Below are 23479 nucleotides of genomic sequence, written 5' to 3' on the forward strand. Positions count from 1 at the left end.
AACCCGGATTAAATTGTGAACATGAATGTAGGGATTTCAAATATTTCCCTTACCTTTGCGGCCCGAAATTATTCGCTTTAACTGATTAGCCGACCTACTTCGGCGGCTATTTACTAAAGGCTCTACAGTATGCCCATTTACCTTCCGCAGGAGAAGAAAGACGAAATCTTCACCGAATACGGCGGATCCGCCCAGAATACCGGATCCACCGAGGGCCAGATCGCCCTCTTTACCTTTCGCATCAAGGCCCTGTCGGACCACTTGCGGGAGCACCCGAAAGATCACAGCAGCCGCAAAGCCCTACTCTCGATGGTAGGTAGCCGGGGCAAGATGCTGAATTACCTCAAGCGCAAAGACCTTGAAGGCTACCGTTCGCTGATTACCAAATTAGGTATCCGCAAGTAGCATTTGGCAAAGAATATTGCACGACGCTTGCAAAAGTTGAGAAGTCGTGCTTACCTTTGCGTCGCCTTAGCAATAAGGCATCCCCAGAGCCCCTAGCTCAGTTGGCTAGAGCACCTCACTTTTAATGAGGGGGTCCAGGGTTCGAGCCCCTGGGGGCTCACTTTCTAAAGCCCCGTTCACGCTTGCCGTGGATGGGGCTTTGTCATATATTCCACCCAGTCGTGGACGTTAGCTCATAGAATAGATTAATAAGAATGCCACAACTTACCAAGATAGGCGTCTTTTACGACGGTAATTACTTCCTTCACGTTAGCAACTACTACAATTACGATCATCCCCAGCGTCGTCGCCTCAGCATTACCGGCCTGCACGAGTTCATCGAGGCCCGGGTAGCGATGGAGGAAGGCATAGCCCGCTCTCGATCGAAAATCGTAGACAGCCACTATTTCCGCGGGCGGTTGAACGCCACCGAAGCGCAGCAGCGGGGAAGCGCGCTATACTATGATCGGGTTTTCGACGACATCCTCATGTCCAGTGGGGTTACCACACATTATTCGCCCCTGCGTTCCAGCCATGGCCGGCGGCATGAGAAAGGGATCGACGTCTGGTTCGCCCTGGAGGCCTTCGAGCAGACGATGTTGCGGCGCTTCGACGTGGTGGTGCTTATCGCCAGTGACGGAGACTATGTACCGTTGGTTCGGAAGCTTAACGGACTGGGCTGTCGGGTCATGATCGTGGGTTGGGATTTCGAGTTCACCACCGATAGTGGCAGTGGCATGATCACCCGCACAAGCCAGGATCTGCTGGCAGAAGCAAGCTACCCCCTCGCTATGTCATCCATCATCGACCACCCTTCCAGCGATGCCGAAGCGAAGCTGGTAGATAAGCTTTTCGTTTCGGAGAAGAAGAAGGAGACGGTAAAGGAAGAGCGGAAAAGCGAGCCGGTTGCCTTCGAGGAACCCGTGACGGGCGATATCGGAGAAGTAATGGAGAGTCAGATCTTCAGCCTGAAGGGAGGATATGGCTTTATTACCTACCCACCCAATAACCTGTTCTTCCACCATAGTAACGTCAAGAATGTCCGGTTCGAGGACCTGCTGGAGGGTGACCCCGTAGAGTTTACCCTTACCCACAGCAGCAAGGGAAAACTGGTAGCCCAGGAAGTGTACTTTCTCGGTGAACTGGAAGGCGAGGATTACGAACAGGAATAATGGCCGTCTTCATCAGCCGTAACCTTAAGGCGGACAGTCCGTTGCTGGCGTGGGGAAGGGCCCGCGGCATATCCGTTCACGGCCATTCCTTTCTGCGCTTCGAGGCCGTTGCGTTCGACCCGCCAGAGGTTGCGGATTGGTGGTTCTTTTACAGCAGTAGGGCCGTTCAGTTTGCCGCAGCCTCGGTCCCAAAAAACACGAAAACCGCCGCGATCGGGAGCGGTACCGCCCAGGCCCTTCTGGACCGCGCACTAACCGTTGACTTTTGCGGAGCGGGCAGCCCGGCCGTGGTGGCGGACGATTTCCTTGCCGTAAGCGCGGGCCGAAGGGTGTTTTTTCCCCGTGCCCGACAGTCGCGGCTAAGCGTTCAGAAGAAGCTGGCCGATCGGGCGACGGTATTGGATGCGGTGTGTTACGACAACGTTCCGGTTCCACCCCCGGGGCCCATCGACGCGGACGCCTACATATTTACCAGCCCGTTGAACGTGGCTGCTTACCTGGATCACTTTCACCTGCGCTCCGGCGCCCGCGTGTTGGCGATTGGGCCGAGTACGGGGGCCGCCTTGCGCGAACGGGGCTACTCCTGCGAATGGCCTGCGGTGGCTTCCGAGACTGCGCTAGTGGACTTACTGCGGTAGCCGCCCGGAGGCGTACTTGCCGGAAGGTGAACCGCCGGGCCCCGTTTTGTCGGGCGTGCGTTCGATCCCGAGCAGTCGTTCGGTTACGTCGAAGTTGCAGAGGTTCGAGTCGCGCCATCCGGCATAATCGAGGTCGGAGGAGAATTCCCAATCCAGTGGGTCCGTTGCCAGCTTGGCCTTGGTGGGGTTGTCGTGGATGTAGTGGAAACAGGTTTGGAGGTAGGGGATAAAGCGCGTAAAGGACTCCAGTTCGGATATTGACGCCGCCTCCGGATAAAAAGCGTGGTAGGCGGGTTTGGCCTTCGTCTTGGCACGGAAGAGGGAGCCGCGGCGGCGGTACTGCCGGTTGATGGCCTTCGCGTAACTGCTCAGCGCAATTTTGAAGGCGTGACTGAGTTCCTGCTGGAATTTTACCTCGGTGTCATCTTCGTCCGCGCGTAGGAAGCGGCCGCAACGGCTGGGCGCGCAGCCTGCTGCTTTCGGCTTTAGCATCAGGTGGAAATGATCGGGCATGAGGCAGTAGCACAGAATATCTGCCAGGGGCATAATGTGTCGCCTCAGTTTATTCAGAAAAAAATGGTAGTTCCCGTGCTCCCGGAACAGCAATTCATAATTAATGCTCTGATTGTAGACGTGGTAGATAACTGATTCGTGGTACATGGCGCAAAAGACAGGGCCCGCACTCGCATGGTGTGAGAGTAGTGTTAACTCTAGGTTAATAATTGGGAGGTCGTCGGTAGCTGAAGTGGTCGGACGACTACTCGTCGGACGAATAGTGGCGCGACGAGTAGTGGCGCGACGACTTTTCGCCCCACGGCCATTCGCGCGACGACTACTTGTCCGACCATAACTCGCGCGACCACTAGCCAATCCCCCAGTCCGGAGACAGCCGCCAAAACCATCCCCCAAGCCACCTGTTCCAAGAATATGATAGGCTGGAAATTTTCAAACTACATCCCCGGACAAGACGACGAGACCCCCTTCGAAAAGCTGCTCAAGCTTTTCCAGGAGCTCCTCACCCATACCTCCGGCAACGTCGGCGAAGCCCTACAGTGGCTGACCAACCTGGACCGCCAGTACGAGCTCACGAACGAGGACTACAGTATCGGCGACTTTATCCAGGAGCTCATCGATAAAAATTATATCGAGCCCGGCGATGGCCCCGGCTCGCCCGGCTACGTGCCCACGGCGAAGATGGAAGGCGAACTGCGGCAGAAAGCCCTTAAAGACATCTTTGGCGAAATAAAGAAAACCAAGCGGGGTAATCACAGCACCCGCTACAGCGGTCGCGGCGACGAGACGACGAGCGAACGCCGCCCCTTCGAATTCGGAGACGCCCTCGATAAAATGGCCGTCAGCGAAAGCCTTCGCAACGCCCAGATCAACAACGGTATCGACGACTTCAAGCTCACCACCAATGACCTGGAAGTTTACGAAACCCACTACCAGGCGCAGATGTCGACCGTGCTGATGATCGACATCAGCCACTCCATGATTCTGTACGGGGAAGACCGCATCACCCCCGCCAAAAAGGTCGCCATGGCGCTGAGCGAGTACATCACCACCCGCTTCCCCAAGGATACCCTCGACATCATCGTCTTCGGAAACGATGCCTGGCCGGTGGAGATCAAGGACCTTCCGTACCTGCAAGTGGGGCCTTATCACACCAATACGGTAGCCGGTCTCGAACTCGCCATGGATATCCTGCGCCGTCGCCGCAATCCTAACAAACAGATCTTCATGATCACCGACGGTAAGCCCACCTGTATCAAACGCGGCAAGCGGTACATCAAAAACAGCATGGGACTCGACCGCACCATCGTCAATCGCACCCTGAACCTCGCGGCCCGGCTGCGAAAAATCAGCATTCCCGTCACCACCTTCATGATCGCCCGTGACCCCTACCTCGTCCAGTTCGTGCAAAGCTTTACGGAGACCAACGGCGGTAAGGCATACTATAGCGGGCTGCAAGGCCTGGGCGATTTCGTTTTCCGCGATTACAAGCGTAACAAGAAAAAGTAATGCGTAATTACCTGGCGATATTGTGGTTATCCTGGACCGGAGTGGTCACGGCCCAGGTAAATTGGGGCGCGGACGCAGGTGCAGCGTTGCTTCCTATCGAACGGGTGAATCTGGTAGGCGATTGGTTGGGAACGAATACCCTGGAGCCGTTTTTGTTGCCGAAGCAGGCCGTTTCCCGCGTTCCATCGCCCTATTTGTTTCTCGCCGAAACCGCCCAGCCGGCCCCCTTTGATTTTAGCGCGACCAAGCCTCATCTTGCCTTTTTTTGCCGCCTCGAACTGGACATTGAAGAAGCGACCAAATTTCCCGTCCGGTTTCGGCTGGGTGAAGTGCGGGGATGGCAACAGGAGCTAACGAAGCGAGATTGAGGCGGCGCGGCGGCAACGCTGCCCGGTATGCTAAGCAAATTGTGAACAAATTAGGTGTACCAACGTTGGAATTGGTAAACCGTACGTATGTCTACCAACCCCAATCCCCTGTTTGTCGAAGAGAAAAAAGGTCAGCACATTTATCATAACGTTTGGGGCGGAGATGATTTACACATCGGTATTTATCGGCCCAAAAGTTTGAGTCTGCACGAAGCAAATCGGAAAACGACCGAGCGCATGATCAAGCTGCTGCCACGCATCAAGCGGGCCTCCAAGATCTTGGTCGTGCAGTCCGGTTTCGGCGGTGCCGCCCGCTACATCGCCGAAAAGTACAAGTGCAAAGTCTGGTGCCTCAACGATGATGAGAAGCAAAATGAATACAACGAGCGGAAGATAGAAGAGCTCGAACTAAGCAAAAAAGTTAAAGTAGCGAAGGGTTTCGTGGAGTATATGCCCTACGATCCCGATTTTTTCGACTTTGTTATCGCGCAAGATGCGTTCAGCCTTACGGGCAAAAAGCGGGAAACGTTTCGCGCTATCCACCGGGTGCTCAAACCCGAAGGGCGCCTGATCATCAGCGCACTAATGCGTAGCGAAACCTGTGAGGGGGAGTCCGAGAAGCTGATCAAGAAGCTACCGTTGGAAGAACTGATTACCGAGGAGCAATACGGCAGCGATGCCAAGCGAGGATTCCTGCAGCAAATCTACAGTGTCGAGCTATCCGACCAACTGGTACATCACTACACCAAAGTCTTGTATACGCTCCAGGCCAACAAAGAAAAACTGGTCGAGCAAAGCAGCGAACGCTTTGTCAACGACCGTATTCAAACCTACAGAAACTTCATTCGCCTCGCCGAGGACGGTTGTCTGGATTGGGGTATTTTGATGTTTCAGAAAATGAATAGTTAGGGGGGGAGTCTTTTAGGGGGTAGTCTTTTAGTAGGTAGTCTTTTAGGGGGTAGTCTTTTAGTCGCGGTGGATTGGGAGTTGCTACGCTTCTAGTATGGTGATAGAGCCGGGCGTTAACACGCTGTGGATACCGGAAAGTCAGCAAGGAATTGGAAGATTTGCCGGTTTTTTGGACATAGTCAGAATAACCCGCTACCTGCTACTCCTCCTCAAAAGGCAATAATAACTGCACCCCTTCTCCTCCTTCCCGTTCCAAGTTGCTGACGCTTAGTCCTAGCAACCGGACGACCGGAACCTCGTCGACGTTCTCCGTCAGGAGCTGGTGGGCAATCTCCTTCAGATCCTGAAGTTTTCGAATTTCGCCGCTGAAGCTGCGACTCCGGGTATGGATCACGAATTCGGGGCTTTTCATTTTTAGGGTAACGGTTCGGCCGAAATTGTCGCGACCCTCCAGGTACTGAAAGACCTTTTCGGCTAGCCAGTCGATCTTATCTTTCATGACGGATAGCGTGCTAACGTCTTCCGAATAGGTGCGCTCCGCGCCGACGCTTTTCCGGTTGCGATTCGGATTGACGGGGCGATCGTCGAGTGCGCGAACGATGCGGTAATAATGTCGTCCCACCTTGCCGAAGCGCTGGGCCATTTCCATCTCCGACAGCTTGCGCAAATCCCCACCCGTGCGGTAGCCCATCTTGTGCATGCGGGCAGCGGTGACTTTTCCGATCCCGTGAAAATCCTCGACCGGAAGAGCAGCCAGGAAAGCCGGTGCATCCTCGGGCATGATCACCTTCATGCCGTTGGGTTTATTGATGTCGCTGGCCACCTTAGCCAGGAATTTGTTGAAACTGATTCCGGCGGAAGCGGTCAGTTCGGTAGCCGCTACAATCTCCTCCCGTATGGCCTGTGCGATAAGGGTAGCCGAGGCAGGACCTCTTTTGGGTTCCGTTACGTCCAAGTAGGCCTCGTCCAGACTCAACGGCTCTACCAGATCCGTGTAGGAATAGAATATCTCCCGAATTAGATCGGAGACTTCGCGGTACTTATCGAAATTGGACTTAACAAAAATTAGGTCCGGACACAGCCGCTTGGCGGTCACGCTAGGCATGGCAGATCGAACGCCGTACTTCCGGGCTTCATAACTAGCCGCGGCCACCACTCCGCGCATTTTACTTCCCCCAACGGCGATCGGCTTTCCGCGTAATTCCGGATTGTCCCGCTGCTCCACGCTGGCGAAAAACGCATCCATATCGATATGGATGATCTTTCGCGCCTTACCGGGGTGCTCCCGATTGACTTTTCGCTTCCATTTCATGCATCAGGTCCTCGGTGTCTTTCGCAAGCTTCTTCAGTTCTCGTTGGGCACTGTCGGTCAGTTCACCCCCCTTATCGAGGGTTTTTTCCAAAGCACTTCTCCGATCGGTTAGTTTTTCCAGCTCCCGGGTGAAGTCGGTGTTACTTAGTTCCCGGGCCTCCTGGCGCAGAGTGCCGTAGAGGTCCTCTAGTTCCTCCAGCGCATCGTCGTACTTCCCTTGCTGCATCTTTTCCCGCTCGGTCTTGAGCAGATTCCAGGCATCCGAACCGAGGTCTTTTGCCTTGTCAACGATGAGCCGACTTTGCTCCTGCTCCTCCAGTGTACCGTAGAAGAAATTGTAGGCCAACAAACCCACCACCATGATCAGGATAAGTTTTATCAGAGTGCGCATACAACGATGTTTTTACAAAGGTACGGTGAAGAGAATCGTTTGATTTCATTTTGGGCGATGATGCCGTCGGTACTTGTGTTGAAAATGTGTATTCATTATATGGTGACATAGTAAGCTGTATTGGCGCTTCTAGCGCGGTATAGCGGCAAGATCACCAAAAGAATTACAAATAAATTGTTTAAAACTTGCACGTTGTTCCAACAAGTCCTATTTTCGTATAACCACCAGCAGCTTGCTACAATGGACTTATCGATTAGCATTAGTAAAAAAGGTACCCGCGTTGTCAAGGCGTCCGAGTTGCACCGAGCGCTCGGTTTGGCGGATCACCATTACCAAGCTAACGTTCGCAATTGGATCCGCGACGTTTACCAATTTGCCGATGGCATTCGGAAGCCCGAAGGGCTGAAAGACTTCGCCCGCTCGCCCAAAACCAAGGTCGGCATCGTTCACGAGTACTATTTCAATTTGGAGATGGCCCGGCTGGTCGCCCTCAGCACGAAGTCGAAAGTTAAACAGGCGATCGCCACGAAGCTGAGCAAGGAGGAGGCCGTCTATCCCGATCGGGTACAGCTCACCACCGCGGAGACGCTGGACCTCATGGAGCAAACCCGCGCCATGAGCCGCATCTCCTGTCAGGTGGCCGCCGAGGAGCGGCATTTGCAGGCCTATATTCGGCGCACCGGATCGCAGGATTTCTGGAATAAATTCCGTGCGGATAACGTCGTCAACACCACCATGGAAGATCTCCGTAAGGCCCTTACCTGTCGAGGCCAATCGTTCAATCGCAGTCATCGGGTACGCGACCTCCTGCTACGGTACGACCCCTACGAATGCGTTCGGGCGGGCATCGTCGATCACTACGCCGCCCAGGGGTACAGCATTCCGTATTCGCTTGAGCTAGGGAAATTGGCAAGGGAATTCGCCATGGCTATGCACCTGGAAGTAACGGACGACCGAAAGGGAGAGGGCCTGTTTACTGCGCCAGCGGATAGCGAGGTTGTCCGTCAACTCCAGCGTGTAGCGGCCTGATTTTCGGAGGCCGGCATTCCGGACTGTTCTACGAATTTAAAGAACCAGAACATCAGGAGTGCGCTTTCTCCCTGATAGTCTACGTCCCGCAACACGTCTTGATACTTGGTCGTAATTTCATCGTCGCTCAGGAATGGCTGCAAAGTCTGTAGCAGCTTGGTATAACGGGGAAAATCTGCCGCTGGCGGCACGGTTTTGGCCCCGAGATTCGTGCAGATGGTTTGCAGAAGATCGGTAGAGTACGGTGCATACTTTTCCGGGTACTGGCCCATCAGGTAGATGGAGACCATGTTGTAATCATCGTCGTGGTAATGGGTGGGAATACGTGCTTTCGGTTTGGCGTCGCGGTAGCGATTGAATAGCTCGTTGATGTAAAAAACGAAGCGTTGAATGCGTCCTTCCAGGTCTCGATCCTCGCTGAACAAGTCTCGGAACGCATCCCGCACAAAGTCGGGTTCCCATTCCATAATGGCCAGCATGCTTCGCTTAGGATCGTAGCCGCCCCGCCGGTAGTGCCGGCGGTTGGTTTTGCTATCTAGTGCCAGGTCGTAGCTTCCTGCCAGATCCTTCGCTTCTACGTTGAAGTGGTTCTGCCAATTTGCCTGCGTTTCCCAGTAGGGAAGGTATTCTTGGGCTTCTTCGGTAGTCATCCAATCGGTGAACTGCCGGACAAAAGCGTTGATCTTGGGAACTTGCATGCGCGCAAATTTACAATCTTTAGGTAGCGATGATGAAAAGTGAAGCCTATCCCTATCCAATCGGCCGATTATATAGTCAGTATCAGTCTTATGACTTGGTCATCGACAGTCGGCTGGTAGGGAATCCGGATAAGGCGCTGTTTTTCGCCCTCCGTGGCGAACGTAGGGACGGCCATGCGTTTATCCCCCAACTTTTACGAATGGGCGTTCGGCACTTTGTGGTAAACCAAGCAACCTACAAGGAATATGAGCCGGGGATAGCCGACGTGAGGCTTCCCGGATCGCTGCCGGGGCCCGTGTTCACCCAGGTAGATGATCCCTCGGAGGTCTTACGGCAACTGGCCGGTTATCATCGCCGACAATTTGACATTCCCGTCATTGCCATCACGGGGAGTAATGGCAAGACCATCGTCAAGGACTGGCTCACCGAATTAATGGAAACCAGGTATTCGGTATGTGCGAGTCCACGGTCCTTCAACTCCCTCATCGGCGTCCCCCTATCAGTCTGGCAGTTGCGGGGCAAGCACGAAGTAGCCATTTTTGAAGTGGGTATTAGCCAACCGGGGGATATGGAACGGCTACGGGATATCGTCCGGCCCACGCATGGCGTGTTGACGACTATCGGTTCCGCCCACGAGGGGAACTTTGCGTCTCGGGAAGCCCTGGCCCGGGAAAAATTCCTGCTTTTCGAGGGAGTACGGCAATTGGTTATCAACGCAGCGGAGGACTTTCGCTACCTGGCCCAGGAGCGGGTGGGGGAGGGGAAGATCGTATCCTGGTCGGGCGAAGGGCGCTCCGCCCTGTGTATAGACGGAGAGGAATGGAGTATTGAGTACCCAAACTTGCCGTCAGTCTACTTGGATAATGCCCGTACGGCCACTACGGTGGCGCGGCTGTTTGCCGTTGATTGGAAAGACATCCAGGCTAGGGTGAGGCATCTCGTTCCATTAGGAAACCGCCTGGAGCATCGCCAGGGCCGCGATGGAGGAAACGTGATCAACGACTCCTACAGCAATGATTTCAGCGCCCTCGCTGCGGCAATCGATTTTGCCGAAACCCTGGATACCTTCGAATCCATTACCCTTATCCTGGGGCACGTCCAGCCCCTGGAAAACCTGGAGCAAAAATTGCGCAAGCTGCTTAGGGGGCGTATCGATCGCCTGCTGCTGGTTGGCGATCGCCATGCTTACTTGTTGGACGATTTTCCCGGTGCCGTGTCCTATCCGTCCGTCGCCCAACTGGTGAAGGATATTCCCGGCTTACGCTTTCACCGGGAGACGGTGCTGGTCAAGGGAGCCAGCTACCAGGGGTTAGACCAGGTTGCCGATATGCTGAGTCAGCAATTGCACCGGACGATCCTGAAGGTGGACCTCGCGGCGCTGAAGCATAACTACCGCACTTACACCAAGCGGGTTCCGGACGGGTGCAAGGTGATTGTCATGGCGAAGGCTTCCGCCTACGGAAGCGGGGCGCTGCCGGTAGCCCGGGTCCTGGAGGACGTCGGAGCGGACTACCTCGCCGTGGCCTACGCCGAAGAGGGTAGAGAGCTACGCCGCGGTGGAATCAGGATTCCCATCATGGTGCTCAACGCGGAGGCCTACAGCTATCCCATGTTGGCGGAATACGATCTGGAGCCGGTCGTTCACCGCATGGAACAATTGCGTTACGCCGCCAACCTTAACCTCCCGGCCCACATCGAGCTGGATACGGGAATGGGACGGCTCGGCTTTTTGGCCAGCGATTTCCGTGCCCTGTTTTCCAATTATGACGGGCTGGATGCTGCCAACATCGGCAGCCTTTTTACCCACCTCGCAGCCAGTGAAGATCCCGCCCACGATGCCTACACCCATCACCAGCTCCGAGTCTTCGACCAGCTTTACGAGGAATACCGGGAAAACGGAGGCGCGGAAGTTAGGAGACATGCACTCAACAGTAACGGAATCTCCCGCTTTCCCCAGGCTGCTTACGACATGGTGCGCCTCGGGATCGGCCTGTACGGGATTGGCGACGAAACCCTCCAAATGCATTTACATCCCGCACTTACCCTGACGACTACGGTAACGGCCCTCAGCGATCGCGATGCCGGGCAAACGATCGGTTACGGTCGCCGGGGCAAGCTGGAATCGTCCGCCCGGTTGGCCGTTTTAAGTATAGGCTATGCGGACGGATTGCCCCGGCTAGCGGGGGAAGGCCGGTTTGGCATCCGGATCAATGGCGTACTGGCTCCGACCGTAGGCGCGATCTGCATGGATATGTGTACGGTGGACGTCACGGCGATCGTCGACGTCAAAGTCGGCGACGAGGCAATCATTTTTGGGCCGGACCATCCCATTGAATTGCTCGCTACCGCCGCCCACACGATCCCTTATGAGATTCTTACCAACATCGGTCAGCGCGTACACCGCGTTTACGTAGGCGAGTAAAACCTAGTGCCGCTCGCGGCTTGTTACCTTGCTGCCATGAACGTGCTTTTTCTCGACCGCGACGCCCATCCCTACCTCCGCGAACGCCTGCAGTCCGAAGGCCATACGGTAACCGTAGCCGACACTATCGATCGTTCCGAAGCGCTGACCCGGGTCGGAGATTACGATGGCATTATGATCCGCTCGCGTTTCGATATCGACCGGGAACTGATCGATGCCGCCCTGCCGCGCCTGCGGTTCGTAGCCCGCTGGGGCGTCGGTACCGACCACATCGACCTGGAATACGCCAAAGCGCGGGGCGTCAAGGTGTTCAATAGCCCCGAAGGAAGCAAGCACACCGTGGCGGAACACACCGTGGGCATGCTGCTCATGTTGCTCAATCATTTGGGGCGTGCCGACCGCCAGGTACGGGCGGGAAAATGGGTACGGCGCGGTAATGTCGGAACCGAGCTCCAGTACCTCACCGTCGGGCTGATCGGCTACGGAAATATGGGACAGATGACCGCCCGCCGACTCAGTGGCTTCGGCTGCCGGGTAATTACCCACGATAAGTACCGTTCCGACTACGGCGACGATTACGCCCAATCGGTTAGCCTGGAAGAATTGCAGCGGGAAGCCGACGTAGTTAGTTTGCACCTCTTTCTGGAAGGCAATCACGGTTATGCTAACCACCAATGGTTTGCCGCCTTCCGTAAGCCTATTTATTTGATCAACACCGCCCGAGGGCTGGTGGTCCGGACCGAGGATCTCGTCGCAGCGATGCAGGCTGGCCGGGTGCTGGGTGCCGCCCTCGACGTCAACGAATACGAAGAGCAGAGCTTCGTACAGCTCCAACCGGACGAACTTCCCGAAGCCTTTCAGTACCTCCGCAACAGCGATCGCACCGTGCTGACACCCCACATCGCCGGTTGGAGCGTGGAAGCCGAAGAAGGCCACGCCCGGACCCTCTACCGCAAAATCACCGAATCCTTTCCCGACCTATAAGCCCGATTACATGCTAGTCCGAATCGTTTCATCCCTGATCCTGTTCCTAACCCTGTCAACCGCCCGTGCCGGCGGCGGGATGTGGTTGCCCCTACTGCTCGAAAACCTCAATGAGGAAGAAATGCAGGCCATGGGGATGGAAATCAGCGCCGAAGACATTTACAGCATTAACGAAGGAAGTCTCAAGGACGCCATCGTTCACTTCGGCGGGTTCTGTACGGGAGAGGTCGTCAGCGATCGCGGACTGGTACTCACCAACCACCACTGCGGCTACGGGGCCATTCAGGATCATTCCACTTTAGAGCAAAATTACCTACAGGATGGCTTTTGGGCCATGGATACCTCCCGGGAACTGCCCAATCCGGGACTGTTCGTCACCTTCATCGAATCCATGGAGGACGTTACTTCGCAAATTCTCGCGGGAATCGGCGACGGGATTACCGAGAAGGAACGGGCGCGCCTCATTCAGGCCAACACGGCATCGCTGAAAGCATCCGTAGCGCTCTCGGCTCACGAGGAGCTGCTCGTCAAACCCTTTTACGAGGGCAATCGCTACTACGCCTTCCGTACGATTAGCTACCCCGACGTCCGCCTGGTGGGGGCGCCGCCCTCCTCCATCGGCAAATTCGGAGCGGACACCGACAACTGGGAATGGCCCCGGCATACCGGCGACTTCAGTCTATTCCGAATCTACACCGCCCCCGACGGCAGCCCGGCAGAATACGATGCCGCCAACGTGCCCATGCGTCCGAAGCGCCACCTCGAAGTGAGTACCGCAGGCATCGATCCGGGAGATTTTTCCATGATCTTCGGATTCCCGGGTACGACGGAGCAGTATCTCCCGGCGGTTGCCATGGAACAGCGCACCGAGATCATCAATCCCATCCGCATCGGGATGCGCGACCGGAGCCTCGCTGTCATTGACAGCGCCATGCGGGGCAACGAGCAGATTCGGATCGATTACGCCAGCAAACAGGCCCGCATCGCCAATGCCTGGAAGAAGTGGCGCGGCGAAAGCCAGGGCGTGGAGGCCGTAAATGCGGTGCGGCAGCGCCGGCAACTGGAGCGGGAGTTTCAGGATCGGCTGGCGGCGAAACCCGCCGCGCTGGAAAAGTACGGCGACCTGATTCCTAAGTTAAGTGCGCTCTACACCGATCGCCTCGAACTGGAGAAAACGCGGGCCTACGTCGGGGAACTCAACTACAACATTGACCTGTTCCGCATCGCCAACATGCTGGACGGCCAGTTCGCCGTGGCCGATAATAACGGTACGGAAGCCTTCCGCCAGCGTAGCGACCGCTTACTGACCTACCTCCGCGAAATTTACGACGGCTACAGCCCGTCGGTGGACAAGGAGGTCGCCCGGGCCCTCCTGGAGGCATATTATACGGAACTTCCGGACGACCACCAGGCCCGATACGTGCTGGACCAGCTAGCATTTGCCGATGATTACGACACCCTTATCGACGGCCTGTTCGATCTCAGTTACCTGACGCGTGGCGACCGAATGCTGGAACTGCTCGCAAACGACCCACAGGGCTTCATCGATACCATTCGGGGCGACAGCGCTTTCCAATATGTCCGCCAGCTCAACGGGCTCAACGAGCAAAAAGTCATCGACATTTATAACGAATACGCCGGCCGGATCAATGGATTACAGCGTACTTACATGGACGGCCTACTCCGTTTCTTCCCCGAACGCAAATTGTACCCGGACGCCAACGGGACACTCCGGGTCAGTTACGGTAAGTTCGAAGGCTTTACCGGATTGGAGGGCGACGCTCATGACTACATGACCTACCTGGACGGGGTAATCGAAAAGTACGTGCCGGGCGACTACGAATTCGACGTACCCGAACGACTCATCGAATTATACGAGCAACAGGATTTCGGTCGGTACGCGACCGAAGAGGGTAAGATGCCCGTTTGCATGCTGGGCTCCAATCATACCACGGGCGGCAACAGCGGCAGCCCCGCCCTCAATGGAAAAGGGCAACTGGTGGGGCTGAACTTCGACCGTACCTGGCAGAGCACCATGTCCGACGTCTACTACGACCCGAGTATCTGTCGCAACATCATGGTAGACATCCGGTACATCCTGTTCCTCATCGACAAATTCGGCCAGGCGCCCCACCTGGTGGAGGAAATGACGCTAGTCGAATAGCCAGACAAGTTGGGCGCCGGAGCGCGGGAGCCGAGAACTAGGGGGTGATGACGATCCGCCTGGTCAATAGTTTGCCGTTAACCGATAGCTTGAGGAAGTAGATGCCGGCAGACAGGCCATCGACCGGAACTTCAGCGGATAGGCTTCCGGATATCTGCAATCCCTGGCGCTCGTACACGACCCGTCCGGTTGGGTCGAACAGTTGCAGGTCCACCTTGCCCCGCCCAAGATGGTTTCCGGCTACGAGGAGCTGCGATCCACTGGAAACCGGGTTGGGGCTGACGGAAATCGCGGCGTCCAATGCGGGATCGATGGTCGCGGTGCTGATGGTCGTGCCGTTGCGGAAATTGTTGTGGGCGGTGAAATCCCCGCTTACGTCGTAGCGGTTAATGGGGCGTACCCGCCAGTAGTACCGCGTTTCGGGATTCAGGATGTCCCGGATGATGGCCGAGGTATCTGACGTAAAGAAGGAAGAGGTCACCGAACCTTCGAAATTGAAGGTGATGTTGACCTGTACGAGATAGAAATCGGCGTTAGGAACCTTATTCCATTTTAATTCCACGACGTTGGCGTAGTCCACTACCTCACCCTGGCTGGGGGAGAGCAGTTGCAGGTCTTCACTCCTGGCCGCGGCGTGGGCCGGAACCTCGGAGCTGGTGAGCCCGGAGCGGCCGACAAGGTTGGTGTTCATAGCGGTGATCTGCTCCGGAGAAAATTCCTCTACGCAGCCGTCGAAGGCATAGCTCATGATATTTTTGGCGGAAACGGCGAAGCGGGTGGAATCGGGGTCCAGCAGGCTATCCGCGTAAAACCCGAATTCATCGCACCGCCAGCGTTCGGGGAGGTAGTCGGGTGGGGTATCGCAGAACCCGTCGGCCGCCTCGGCACAGTTGCTCTGATTGACGCGTTCAACGTTAACGGTTCTGTTGTTGATGGTAAGGGTTTCCGGAGCGGGCCGGTCGAAAGCGTCGACGCTGGCGATGTCGCCGATGCTCTCCCAGCCATAAAAGGTATGCGGGAGACCGAAGTAGTGGCCCACCTCGTGGCTCCACGTCCGGTCAATGCCATTGATGCAGTCGATGTCAAGGACGATTCCATCGGACCCACTGTTGTAATATCCACACGCTCCCGCTGCTCCGCCGACGATGTAATTATTGACGGCATTGGTACGGTTGTAGGTGCGCATTAGCTCATTTCCGGTGGAAAAGTCATGGTCGTAATACGCCGTGCTGTTCAGGTAGTCGATATCGCCGTCGACGAAGAAGCGGACGTTGATCCTGGCGAAGTCTTCGTTCAGTAGCTCGAAGCTCTTGAGTACGGTAACGGGGTCTGCGTAGCCGAGGCCACCGTCATCGCCCAGCAGGGTTAGCCGGATCGGTACGTACTGTAATTCCAGGGATTTTGGCGCCGGGGCGATTTTGCCCGATTGGTAGGCATCGATCCAGGGCGAGCGACCAACGGTGGCACAACCTTGTTCCGGTAGAGTACGCTGAGCGAACACCGAAACAAACGCACCCAAAGAGAAAACAAAGAGTAAGGGTAGACGTACAGACATCTGAAACTTTTAAGGAATAAGTGTAAAAGTAGTTATCCTTACGGCAGTGAACCGTCTTAGCCCCGCCATTTGTCCGGGAGCGAGAGAATTTGGCTACTTTCGCCGATCCGAAAATTTGGCAATCCCGTAACACCCATGGCGCTGGATCGCCGCAAACCGCTAAAAACCTTTCCCTAAATATGAGTAAAGTAACCGTAGTCGGCGCCGGAAACGTAGGTGCCACCGTTGCCAACGTCCTGGCGCACCAGGATCTGGTCCGGGAGATCGTCGTCCTCGATATCAAAGGGGATATGGCGCGCGGAAAAGCGCTGGATTCCTGGCAGCAAGCCAGTATCGATTCCTATAGCACCCGCCTGACCGGTACGGAAAACTACGCCGATACGGCCGATAGCGACATTGTCGTCATCACCGCCGGCATTCCCCGTAAGCCCGGTATGAGCCGCGACGACCTGATCTCGACCAACGCCAAGATCGTTACCATGGTAACGCGCTCCATCATGGAGCACAGCAAGAATCCGATCATCATCGTGGTGTCTAACCCGCTGGATGTCATGACCCACGCCGCCTATAAGGCGAGCGGCCTGCCCCGCAACCGCGTCTTCGGCATGGCGGGCATCCTGGACACGGCCCGCTACCGTGCTTTCCTGGCCACCGCCCTCGACGTCAGTCCGAAGGATATTCAGGCGATGCTGCTCGGCGGGCACGGCGACACCATGGTGCCGCTACCGCGGTACACGACCGTCAGCGGTATCCCCGTTACGGAAATGATCAGCGACGAGGATCTGGACGCCATCGTGGACCGCACCAAAAAGGGTGGGGGAGAGCTCGTTAAGTTGATGGGCACTTCGGCCTGGTACGCTCCGGGGGCTGCAGCCGCTCAGATGGTCGGTGCGATCATCCGGGATGAGAACCGCATTTTCCCCTGCTGCGCTCAACTCGACGGCGAGTACGGCATGAAGGACCTTTTCCTTGGCGTACCGGTCAAACTCGGCCGGGAGGGCATCGTACAGGTCATCGAGCTGAAGCTGAATGACCAGGAAATGGACCTGCTGAATACCAGCGCCGACCACGTCCGGGAGGTCATGGAGGTGTTCGAAGGACTAGACATCAGCTAGTCGGATCCCTGCATTCGAATGAACGAAGGATCGATGGGCCACCCATCGGTCCTTCGTTCATTATGGCAGGCGGCGTCAACCCAACCCGTGCCATGCTTGTATAGTATGCCTAGTCTTCTTTCACCCCGCCCCAGCATGGAACAGATCAAACCTACCGTCATCAATCCACAAGAAGCCGAGAAACTGGAGCGCATCGCCTTCATCCTCAAGACGGTGGCCCACCCCCTGCGGCTGGGGATCGTCCATCTGCTGGAGCAGCACCCCCGGCTCAGTGTCACCAGCATTACGGATGCCCTGGAATCGGAGCAGTCACTGGTGAGTCATCACTTGCAGACGATGAAGCTCAAGGGGATTCTGAGTGCCAAACGGGACGGCCGCTCCGTGATGTACTCCCTGAAAGAACGGGACGTTAGCCTGATTATCGAATGCCTCGAGAACTGCCAGTGCAATATGTAAGCAGTTTGGGTGCAGGACAGAAGGATCGTTGTCCAAGTTCGGTATACTGATGGGGTGGGAAGGTCCACGCCATGGAAGGTCCGACGGAATACCATCCCGCTGCCAGCGTCAACGGTCCCTTAGTAACCTCTAGTGGTTATGGGATGGTGGTGGGCGTGTTTTCCCTGCTAGCCATTTTTCTATTCCCCTGGCCTACCCGAACGCCCGTAGTATCGGAACATAGTACCGGTCGGGTACCTGTGGCGTATGTCGGCCCGGTAGCGGGATCTACTATCTTTTGCAAACCTTAAATCGATCGTTTCCGGGTACCACCATGGCGGATGCATTGACGGAGATAGCCAAGACACGTTTCGGGCAATCGGTAGCTACGGTACGTGTACACCTCGATCCGAATGTGCTGCCCATCGCCCGTTCCATCGCCCACCTGCTTGCCAGGGTAGGCGTAAGGAGGGTAGCGCGCCGGGCCGGTTCCACGATCTTGACGGAGCGTATTGGGGTGGAATCGAAGGCATTTGCGCTACACCTAGATTGAATATTGGCACCTGCGCCCGGCGCCCAAAGGACGGTACGCTATATTTGCGGCCATGACGGAAAAGGTCCTTATTCTCGACTTCGGTAGCCAATATACCCAGCTCATCGCGCGGCGCATTCGGGAGCTGAACGTTTTTAGCGAGATCGTGCCCTTCAACAAGGTTCCCCAACTCGATGACAGCTATAAAGCCGTGATCCTGAGCGGTAGCCCCTTCAGCGTGCGGGAGGAGCGGGCGCTGCGCCCCGACCTAGCCGAGATCGTCGGTAAGCGGCCCGTGTTGGGGATTTGCTATGGTGCCCAGTACATTGCCGACTTCTACGGCGGCACCGTGAGCAGGAGCCTGAAGCGGGAATACGGGAAAGCGAACCTCGGCCGTATCCAGCGAGCGGACGGACTCTTTGCGGATATCGAGACCGGTTCCCAGGTCTGGATGTCCCACGGCGACACCATCGAGCACCTCCCGGAAGGCTTCGAGCTGCTGGCGTCCACGGCCGACGTGGAAATCGCCGCATTCGGTAGCCTGGGCGATCGCTTCGCGGCCCCGGTATACTGCATTCAGTTTCACCCGGAAGTGTACCACAGCCTCGACGGCAAGCAACTGCTGGAAAACTTCGTGCTGAAGATCGCGGGATGCCGCGGCGACTGGACGCCCGCCCACTTCATCGAGCAAACGGTGGAGGAACTGCAGCAAAAGATCGGGGACGACCGGGTTCTGCTGGGGCTCAGCGGGGGCGTGGACAGCTCCGTTGCGGCCATGTTGCTGCACCGGGCGATCGGCGACCGGCTCTTCTGCTTCTTCATCGATAACGGATTGCTTCGAAAGGGGGAATTCGAGGAGGTGGAGCGGAGCTACGAGGGCATGGGGCTGAACGTCACCGCCATCGATGCCAAACAAGAATTCTACTCGGCCCTGGCCGGGGAAAGCGACCCGGAGAAAAAGCGGAAAGCTATCGGCCGGGTCTTCATCGAGGTATTCGAGCGGGAGGCCAAAAAACTGACCAATATCAAGTACCTGGCGCAGGGAACGATCTACCCCGACGTGATCGAGAGCGTCAGCGTTCACGGTCCGTCGGTGACCATCAAGAGTCACCATAACGTGGGCGGCCTTCCCGAAAAGATGGGATTGAAGATTGTCGAGCCCCTCCGCAACCTCTTCAAGGACGAAGTACGCCGGGTCGGTGGCGAGCTTGGCATGCCCGCTCACCTGATCGGCCGCCATCCCTTTCCCGGCCCCGGTCTGGCGATTCGTATTCTGGGTGACATCACTCCGGAAAAGGTCCGTTTACTACAGGAGGCGGACGCGATCTACATCGACAAGATGCGGGAATACGGGTTGTACGATCAGGTCTGGCAAGCCGGCACCATCTTGCTCCCCGTACAATCGGTGGGCGTAATGGGCGACGAACGCACCTACGAGCAGGCCGTTGCGTTACGAGCCGTAACCTCCACCGATGGCATGACGGCCGAGTGGAGCCACCTGCCCTACGAGTTTCTGGCCGCCGTGTCGAGCTCGATCATCAATAATGTAAAAGGAATTAATCGCGTCGTTTATGACATCAGTACCAAGCCACCGGCAACTATTGAGTGGGAATAGCATCCCGCGTTACTGGCTGCTCGCTCTGCTGCTCACGACGGTCGCTAGCTCCTGCGAACTGTTTCGGCCCGTAGGAAGCACGGGGTCGAACCCGAGTACCCGCCCGGACCGTTCCGATGGCGACCTGGACGCCGTTCAGAGCCGCCGGGTGTTTGACGAGGAAAGCGGCACGTACGTCTACGTCAACGCCCCGACCCAACCCATGGACACCATTGAGTGGGAAGCAATCAGCGCCGAGGAGAATCCGCCCATCGGGATGGACACGCAGTACGTCTTCAGCCCGGGTACCACCGATTCCCCGGCCGCCCCGGGCTTGCCACCCGTGCGGCAGCTCGGAACCGGCCGGAACGGCTCGCGGCTGCTTAGTGGTTACGGGGTGGATTTCGTGCTGCCCTTCCTGTCGGACCGGAACCCGGAGTCTGCCAGCACCGTAGATCCCAACTCGCTGTGGGCACTGCACTTTTACAGCGGTGCCGAACTGGCCCTCGACGACCTGCGGGAGGAGGATGGTGAGATCTCCTATGATGTACGCGTCCAGGACTCCCGCGCCAATCCCGCTCAGGTTCGCACGATCCTAGCGTCTCCGGAATACGAACGTTCCCAACTGATAATCGGACCTTACCTGAAGGAAAACGTCACGCTACTGGCGGAGGCCGTGGACGGGCAGGAAAAGGTATTGATCTCGCCGTACAGCGCGGCAACGGGCATCAGCGACCAGAACGTCAACTACATCCAGGTCAATCCGACCCTGGAAACCCATCTCCGGGAGTTGCTCGGCCATGCCTTTCGTACCCAGGGGGCGGACCGGATCGTGCTGGTGGCCCCGCAAGGACAGCGGGCGCGGCTGGCTTATTTCCAGGACGAGTACCGATTACTAACAGGTGACGATCAGATAGAACCACTGGAAGAATTGTTGATCGGGGAAGAAGTGCCCGCCCTGGATTCCCTCCTCGACGGACGGCGTACCGTATTCCTGGTGCCGGTGTACGATAATGAGACCTTCGTGGCCAACTTCCTGCGTCAGGTTTATCAGGCGACCATCGAGGAGCAGGGCGATAACGTGGCGGTCTACGGACTGCCGCAGTGGGCCGACTTCGAGCGACTCAACCCCGAGTTCCTGGAAAACACCAACGTACACATCAGCAGCAGCGTGTTCATCGATCCGCTGGACGAGGACGTTCAGGAGTTTCGTAACCGCTTTTACGAGCGCTACGCCACCCTTCCCCGCGACGAGGCGTACATCGGATACGACATTTCCCGCTACTTCCTGAAGATGGCTGCCCGCTACGGCACCCGTTTCCAGTTCGAACTCGAGAATAATCCGGAGGATCTGATCCACACTAGTTTTCGCTTCGCGCCGGTGGCGGTGATTCCGGCGGGAGCCGCGAACCTGGAAGAGACCGTGATTGATCGGTTTGAGAATCGCTTCGTCAACATTCTCAAATACACCGATTATGCCTTCAAGCGGGTGAATTAATCCGTGCGCATCGCATTCAGTCCGGTTTATCGGTACGCGCTTCCTCCCAACCACCGTTTCCCGATGGAAAAGTACAGCTTGCTCCCCGAGCAGCTGTTGTACGAGGGGACGGTCACCGAATCTCAGTTCTTCACCGCGGATCCGCTACCCGAGGATGCTATCCTGCGGACGCACACCGCCGACTACTGGCATAAGCTGAAGTATCTGAAGCTGAGTCGCAAGGAGGCGCGGACCATCGGTTTTCCGATGCGCCCGGAGCTGGTCGCCCGGGGCCGGGTCATCGCCCAGGGTACGTTGGACTGCGCCCGTTACGCCTTTTCCGATGGGGTGGCACTGAACGTAGCCGGAGGTACCCACCACGCCTTTGCGGACCACGGGGAAGGGTTCTGCGTCTTCAACGATATTGCCATCGCGACTAACGAATTGCTGCACAGCGGTGAAGTGAAGCAGGTGCTGATCGTCGACCTGGACGTTCACCAGGGCAACGGCACCGCCAGCCTGTTTGCCCATGAGCCGCGGGTATTTACCTTCAGCATGCACGGAGCGAGAAATTACCCGGTACGGAAAGAGCGTTCGGATCTGGATATCGGCCTGCCCGATGGCTGCCAGGACGACGTCTACCTGGATACGCTGCGCGGTCACTTGCCGGGCTTGCTGGACGGTATCGCTCCGGATCTTGTTTTTTACCTGAGCGGGGTAGACGTACTGGAAAGCGATAAGCTAGGTCGGTTGTCGGTATCCCTGGGGGGTTGCCGGGAACGCGATCGCTACGTACTGGAATGCTGCCGGGAACGCGGGCTGCCGGTGGCGATCAGCATGGGGGGAGGCTATAGCGAACGGTTGGCCACGATCATCGAGGCCCACGCGAACACGTTTCGCGTAGCGGCGAGCCTATACGATTGACGCGATTAGCGAAAATAAAGCATAACGGCGATGAGGGCGGCCACGACCAGTGCTACCGCGATTAGCGGAAATTGGCTGTTGCGGTACTTATCCACCAGCCGCTCGAGCGCCTCGTTCCAGGTCAGCCGGGTTCCGATGGCCTCCCGGCAGAAGAAAAGATAGCGGTGGGTCATGTTGGCGGCGTTCCCGTGCCGGCGAAGGATCAGGAAGTCCTCGTCGAGAAAGGCCAGTTCGTACAGGAAGCTGTCGCGCATGACACTCTGCCCGATAATGATGCGCTGCCCACTTTCCTCCACTTCGTAGGCCTGGGCGGAGACAACCCCGTCGGTGACTACGCGGATTTCGCCGCGGCCGTAATCCTGAAAGTTATAGAGTTCAACCTCGGTGGCGCCAGGGCGGTCGGTCATCTTCACCCAATTAAGCGTGTAGAGCGGACTGTCTTCGGGAAGTACGTTCGGTTCGCTGAACTGCGCCACCGCCGGCAGCACGCCATCGATCATTTCTTCCAGGGTAGCGTACTCCGGAAGCTGGAGGTTGAAGGGCTCCGCGATTTTATCCAGTAACCGTTCTTCCATAGCTGGCTAAATTACGCCTTACGGTCTTGATGCGCCCATCCGGATCGCTTGCCGAAATACTTTTTGGCTACCACCAACAGGCCGAAACTCTCGGCACCGTCCTTCTCGGTCACGGCGTGGTGGTGTCCGTGGGCCCGTAGAATGGCGCGGCTGTACTTGTTGTCCAACTGCCGGAACCAGCTGAAGCGCCGGTGAATATAGACGTCGTGGATGAGGAAGTAGATGGCCCCGTAAATGCTGATGCCTATGCCTACGAAGGTGAGCCAGAACCAGCCGGCTACGTTGAGTCCTATTATATAGGACGCGGCGCTGGGGATGGCGAAGACCAGAAAGAAAAGGTCGTTCTTTTCGAAAAAACCCTCCTTTTCGGGATGGGGGCGATGGTGGTCCTCGTGCCAAACCCAGAGCGCGCCGTGCATCAGGTACTTGTGAGCGGCCCAGGCCACGAACTCCATTCCGGCTACGGTGGCCAATACAATAGCGATATACAATAGGATCTCCATACGCCTACAAAACAGGGGGGAAGAGGTATGGTTTATGCTACCCTGGCGGGTGATTCCCACCCTTAACCACCCGGCATCGATCAATCCGGTACGGGGTTACCACTTTTTACCACCGTACAGTGGGCACGAACCGGGCAACAAAGGCAAACAATTTGGAGGCTAAGGCCTAAATTTGCCACGCGGGCGTTCACGAAAAGTGAATATGCGGGCCCGTA

22 protein-coding genes and 1 tRNA gene are annotated in these 23479 nt (G+C 56.8%); 16 read left to right on the forward strand and 7 right to left on the reverse strand.

Annotated elements, in window-relative coordinates; genetic code table 11:
* Nucleotides 1–129: 129 nt before the first annotated feature.
* The 4 genes from rpsO to CLV84_RS14340 all read left to right on the forward strand — a co-directional run bounded on the left by rpsO (nucleotide 130) and on the right by CLV84_RS14340 (nucleotide 2254).
* A complete protein-coding gene (gene rpsO, locus CLV84_RS14325) occupies nucleotides 130–405 on the forward strand; it encodes a 30S ribosomal protein S15 (RefSeq protein ID WP_406603341.1) in 276 nt (91 codons plus the stop codon).
* 86 nt (nucleotides 406–491) lie between these two features.
* Nucleotides 492–565 (forward strand) — tRNA-Lys (locus CLV84_RS14330).
* Nucleotides 566–659: 94 nt separating this feature from the next.
* Nucleotides 660–1616: an NYN domain-containing protein gene (locus CLV84_RS14335; RefSeq protein WP_104420463.1), complete on the forward strand. Its 957-nt coding sequence runs from the start codon at nucleotides 660–662 to the stop codon at nucleotides 1614–1616.
* Complete coding sequence (locus CLV84_RS14340) at nucleotides 1616–2254, forward strand: uroporphyrinogen-III synthase (protein ID WP_104420464.1); 639 nt, start codon at nucleotides 1616–1618, stop codon at nucleotides 2252–2254. The genes CLV84_RS14335 and CLV84_RS14340 overlap by 1 nt, the downstream gene beginning before the upstream one ends.
* Here CLV84_RS14340 and CLV84_RS14345 read toward each other — a convergent pair.
* Nucleotides 2243–2914, reverse strand: coding sequence for a hypothetical protein (locus CLV84_RS14345; protein ID WP_104420465.1), 672 nt, complete (start codon nucleotides 2912–2914; stop codon nucleotides 2243–2245). The two genes, CLV84_RS14340 and CLV84_RS14345, sit on opposite strands and share 12 nt — an antisense overlap.
* Nucleotides 2915–3181: 267 nt before the next feature.
* On the opposite strand from CLV84_RS14345, the gene CLV84_RS14350 reads away from it, so the two are divergent.
* The 3 genes from CLV84_RS14350 to CLV84_RS14360 all read left to right on the forward strand — a co-directional run bounded on the left by CLV84_RS14350 (nucleotide 3182) and on the right by CLV84_RS14360 (nucleotide 5553).
* Nucleotides 3182–4276 (forward strand): vWA domain-containing protein, encoded by a 1095-nt coding sequence (locus CLV84_RS14350; RefSeq protein ID WP_104420466.1) that lies wholly within the window; start codon nucleotides 3182–3184, stop codon nucleotides 4274–4276.
* The gene (locus CLV84_RS14355; RefSeq protein ID WP_146088817.1) at nucleotides 4276–4644 is read left to right on the forward strand and encodes a hypothetical protein; all 369 of its coding nucleotides are present in this window, start codon (nucleotides 4276–4278) and stop codon (nucleotides 4642–4644) included. Before CLV84_RS14350 ends, CLV84_RS14355 begins: the two co-directional genes overlap by 1 nt.
* An 87-nt stretch (nucleotides 4645–4731) precedes the next feature.
* Nucleotides 4732–5553, forward strand: a complete 822-nt coding sequence (locus CLV84_RS14360) for a methyltransferase domain-containing protein (RefSeq protein ID WP_104420468.1) — start codon at nucleotides 4732–4734, stop codon at nucleotides 5551–5553.
* A 199-nt stretch (nucleotides 5554–5752) separates the two neighbouring features.
* Here the strand turns inward: CLV84_RS14360 and dinB are convergent, their stop codons facing one another.
* Both dinB and CLV84_RS14370 read right to left on the reverse strand, forming a co-directional pair.
* Nucleotides 5753–6865 (reverse strand): DNA polymerase IV, encoded by a 1113-nt coding sequence (gene dinB, locus CLV84_RS14365; RefSeq protein WP_104420469.1) that lies wholly within the window; start codon nucleotides 6863–6865, stop codon nucleotides 5753–5755.
* On the reverse strand, nucleotides 6825–7256 hold the full coding sequence (locus tag CLV84_RS14370; RefSeq protein WP_104420470.1) for a hypothetical protein: 432 nt from the start codon (nucleotides 7254–7256) through the stop codon (nucleotides 6825–6827). The genes dinB and CLV84_RS14370 overlap by 41 nt, the downstream gene beginning before the upstream one ends.
* Nucleotides 7257–7496: 240 nt before the next feature.
* Here CLV84_RS14370 and CLV84_RS14375 point away from each other — a divergent pair, with 240 nt between their 5' ends.
* Nucleotides 7497–8285: a hypothetical protein gene (locus CLV84_RS14375; protein ID WP_104420471.1), complete on the forward strand. Its 789-nt coding sequence runs from the start codon at nucleotides 7497–7499 to the stop codon at nucleotides 8283–8285.
* Here the strand turns inward: CLV84_RS14375 and CLV84_RS14380 are convergent.
* Nucleotides 8261–8983, reverse strand: a complete 723-nt coding sequence (locus tag CLV84_RS14380; RefSeq protein ID WP_104420472.1) for a hypothetical protein — start codon at nucleotides 8981–8983, stop codon at nucleotides 8261–8263. The genes CLV84_RS14375 and CLV84_RS14380 overlap by 25 nt on opposite strands.
* 29 nt (nucleotides 8984–9012) lie before the next feature.
* Here CLV84_RS14380 and alr point away from each other — a divergent pair, with 29 nt between their 5' ends.
* From alr to CLV84_RS14395, 3 genes are read left to right on the forward strand one after another with little or no spacing between them, the layout of a single operon-like run.
* Nucleotides 9013–11406: an alanine racemase gene (gene alr, locus CLV84_RS14385; protein WP_104420473.1), complete on the forward strand. Its 2394-nt coding sequence runs from the start codon at nucleotides 9013–9015 to the stop codon at nucleotides 11404–11406.
* A 36-nt stretch (nucleotides 11407–11442) separates the two neighbouring features.
* Nucleotides 11443–12390, forward strand: coding sequence for an NAD(P)-dependent oxidoreductase (locus tag CLV84_RS14390; protein WP_104420474.1), 948 nt, complete (start codon nucleotides 11443–11445; stop codon nucleotides 12388–12390).
* A 10-nt stretch (nucleotides 12391–12400) separates the two neighbouring features.
* Entirely contained in the window at nucleotides 12401–14554 is a 2154-nt protein-coding gene (locus CLV84_RS14395) for a S46 family peptidase (RefSeq protein ID WP_104420475.1), read from the forward strand.
* Nucleotides 14555–14591: 37 nt separating this feature from the next.
* Here CLV84_RS14395 and CLV84_RS14400 read toward each other — a convergent pair whose 3' ends face one another.
* On the reverse strand, nucleotides 14592–16109 hold the full coding sequence (locus tag CLV84_RS14400) for a zinc-dependent metalloprotease (RefSeq protein WP_104420476.1): 1518 nt from the start codon (nucleotides 16107–16109) through the stop codon (nucleotides 14592–14594).
* A gap of 179 nt (nucleotides 16110–16288) precedes the next feature.
* On the opposite strand from CLV84_RS14400, the gene mdh reads away from it, so the two are divergent.
* The 5 genes from mdh to CLV84_RS14430 all read left to right on the forward strand — a co-directional run bounded on the left by mdh (nucleotide 16289) and on the right by CLV84_RS14430 (nucleotide 22186).
* Complete coding sequence (mdh, locus tag CLV84_RS14405; RefSeq protein WP_104420477.1) at nucleotides 16289–17224, forward strand: malate dehydrogenase; 936 nt, start codon at nucleotides 16289–16291, stop codon at nucleotides 17222–17224.
* Nucleotides 17225–17359: 135 nt separating this feature from the next.
* A complete protein-coding gene (locus tag CLV84_RS14410) occupies nucleotides 17360–17680 on the forward strand; it encodes an ArsR/SmtB family transcription factor (RefSeq protein ID WP_104420478.1) in 321 nt (106 codons plus the stop codon).
* Between the two features lie 584 nt (nucleotides 17681–18264).
* Complete coding sequence (guaA, locus tag CLV84_RS14420; RefSeq protein ID WP_104420480.1) at nucleotides 18265–19806, forward strand: glutamine-hydrolyzing GMP synthase; 1542 nt, start codon at nucleotides 18265–18267, stop codon at nucleotides 19804–19806.
* Nucleotides 19763–21283, forward strand: a complete 1521-nt coding sequence (locus CLV84_RS14425) for an ABC transporter substrate-binding protein (protein WP_146088819.1) — start codon at nucleotides 19763–19765, stop codon at nucleotides 21281–21283. The genes guaA and CLV84_RS14425 overlap by 44 nt, the downstream gene beginning before the upstream one ends.
* A 63-nt stretch (nucleotides 21284–21346) precedes the next feature.
* Nucleotides 21347–22186: a histone deacetylase family protein gene (locus tag CLV84_RS14430; protein WP_104420482.1), complete on the forward strand. Its 840-nt coding sequence runs from the start codon at nucleotides 21347–21349 to the stop codon at nucleotides 22184–22186.
* Nucleotides 22187–22191: 5 nt separating this feature from the next.
* Here the strand turns inward: CLV84_RS14430 and CLV84_RS14435 are convergent, their stop codons facing one another.
* Nucleotides 22192–22761: a hypothetical protein gene (locus tag CLV84_RS14435; RefSeq protein ID WP_104420483.1), complete on the reverse strand. Its 570-nt coding sequence runs from the start codon at nucleotides 22759–22761 to the stop codon at nucleotides 22192–22194.
* An 11-nt stretch (nucleotides 22762–22772) separates the two neighbouring features.
* On the reverse strand, nucleotides 22773–23264 hold the full coding sequence (locus tag CLV84_RS14440; protein WP_104420484.1) for a sterol desaturase family protein: 492 nt from the start codon (nucleotides 23262–23264) through the stop codon (nucleotides 22773–22775).
* Between the last annotated feature and the right edge of the window lie 215 nt (nucleotides 23265–23479).

The sequence above is a fragment of the Neolewinella xylanilytica genome, assembly GCF_002934605.1.
GTDB classification, from domain to species: domain Bacteria; phylum Bacteroidota; class Bacteroidia; order Chitinophagales; family Saprospiraceae; genus Neolewinella; species Neolewinella xylanilytica.

Coding starts and splice junctions, on each gene's coding strand:
- rpsO (WP_406603341.1), top strand. CDS start 130: ATGCCCATTTACCTTCCGCAGGAGAAGAAAGACGAAATCTTCACCGAA.
- CLV84_RS14335 (WP_104420463.1), top strand. CDS start 660: ATGCCACAACTTACCAAGATAGGCGTCTTTTACGACGGTAATTACTTC.
- CLV84_RS14340 (WP_104420464.1), top strand. CDS start 1,616: ATGGCCGTCTTCATCAGCCGTAACCTTAAGGCGGACAGTCCGTTGCTG.
- CLV84_RS14345 (WP_104420465.1), bottom strand. CDS start 2,914: ATGTACCACGAATCAGTTATCTACCACGTCTACAATCAGAGCATTAAT.
- CLV84_RS14350 (WP_104420466.1), top strand. CDS start 3,182: ATGATAGGCTGGAAATTTTCAAACTACATCCCCGGACAAGACGACGAG.
- CLV84_RS14355 (WP_146088817.1), top strand. CDS start 4,276: ATGCGTAATTACCTGGCGATATTGTGGTTATCCTGGACCGGAGTGGTC.
- CLV84_RS14360 (WP_104420468.1), top strand. CDS start 4,732: ATGTCTACCAACCCCAATCCCCTGTTTGTCGAAGAGAAAAAAGGTCAG.
- dinB (WP_104420469.1), bottom strand. CDS start 6,865: ATGAAATGGAAGCGAAAAGTCAATCGGGAGCACCCCGGTAAGGCGCGA.
- CLV84_RS14370 (WP_104420470.1), bottom strand. CDS start 7,256: ATGCGCACTCTGATAAAACTTATCCTGATCATGGTGGTGGGTTTGTTG.
- CLV84_RS14375 (WP_104420471.1), top strand. CDS start 7,497: ATGGACTTATCGATTAGCATTAGTAAAAAAGGTACCCGCGTTGTCAAG.
- CLV84_RS14380 (WP_104420472.1), bottom strand. CDS start 8,983: ATGCAAGTTCCCAAGATCAACGCTTTTGTCCGGCAGTTCACCGATTGG.
- alr (WP_104420473.1), top strand. CDS start 9,013: ATGATGAAAAGTGAAGCCTATCCCTATCCAATCGGCCGATTATATAGT.
- CLV84_RS14390 (WP_104420474.1), top strand. CDS start 11,443: ATGAACGTGCTTTTTCTCGACCGCGACGCCCATCCCTACCTCCGCGAA.
- CLV84_RS14395 (WP_104420475.1), top strand. CDS start 12,401: ATGCTAGTCCGAATCGTTTCATCCCTGATCCTGTTCCTAACCCTGTCA.
- CLV84_RS14400 (WP_104420476.1), bottom strand. CDS start 16,109: ATGTCTGTACGTCTACCCTTACTCTTTGTTTTCTCTTTGGGTGCGTTT.
- mdh (WP_104420477.1), top strand. CDS start 16,289: ATGAGTAAAGTAACCGTAGTCGGCGCCGGAAACGTAGGTGCCACCGTT.
- CLV84_RS14410 (WP_104420478.1), top strand. CDS start 17,360: ATGGAACAGATCAAACCTACCGTCATCAATCCACAAGAAGCCGAGAAA.
- guaA (WP_104420480.1), top strand. CDS start 18,265: ATGACGGAAAAGGTCCTTATTCTCGACTTCGGTAGCCAATATACCCAG.
- CLV84_RS14425 (WP_146088819.1), top strand. CDS start 19,763: ATGACATCAGTACCAAGCCACCGGCAACTATTGAGTGGGAATAGCATC.
- CLV84_RS14430 (WP_104420482.1), top strand. CDS start 21,347: ATGGAAAAGTACAGCTTGCTCCCCGAGCAGCTGTTGTACGAGGGGACG.
- CLV84_RS14435 (WP_104420483.1), bottom strand. CDS start 22,761: ATGGAAGAACGGTTACTGGATAAAATCGCGGAGCCCTTCAACCTCCAG.
- CLV84_RS14440 (WP_104420484.1), bottom strand. CDS start 23,264: ATGGAGATCCTATTGTATATCGCTATTGTATTGGCCACCGTAGCCGGA.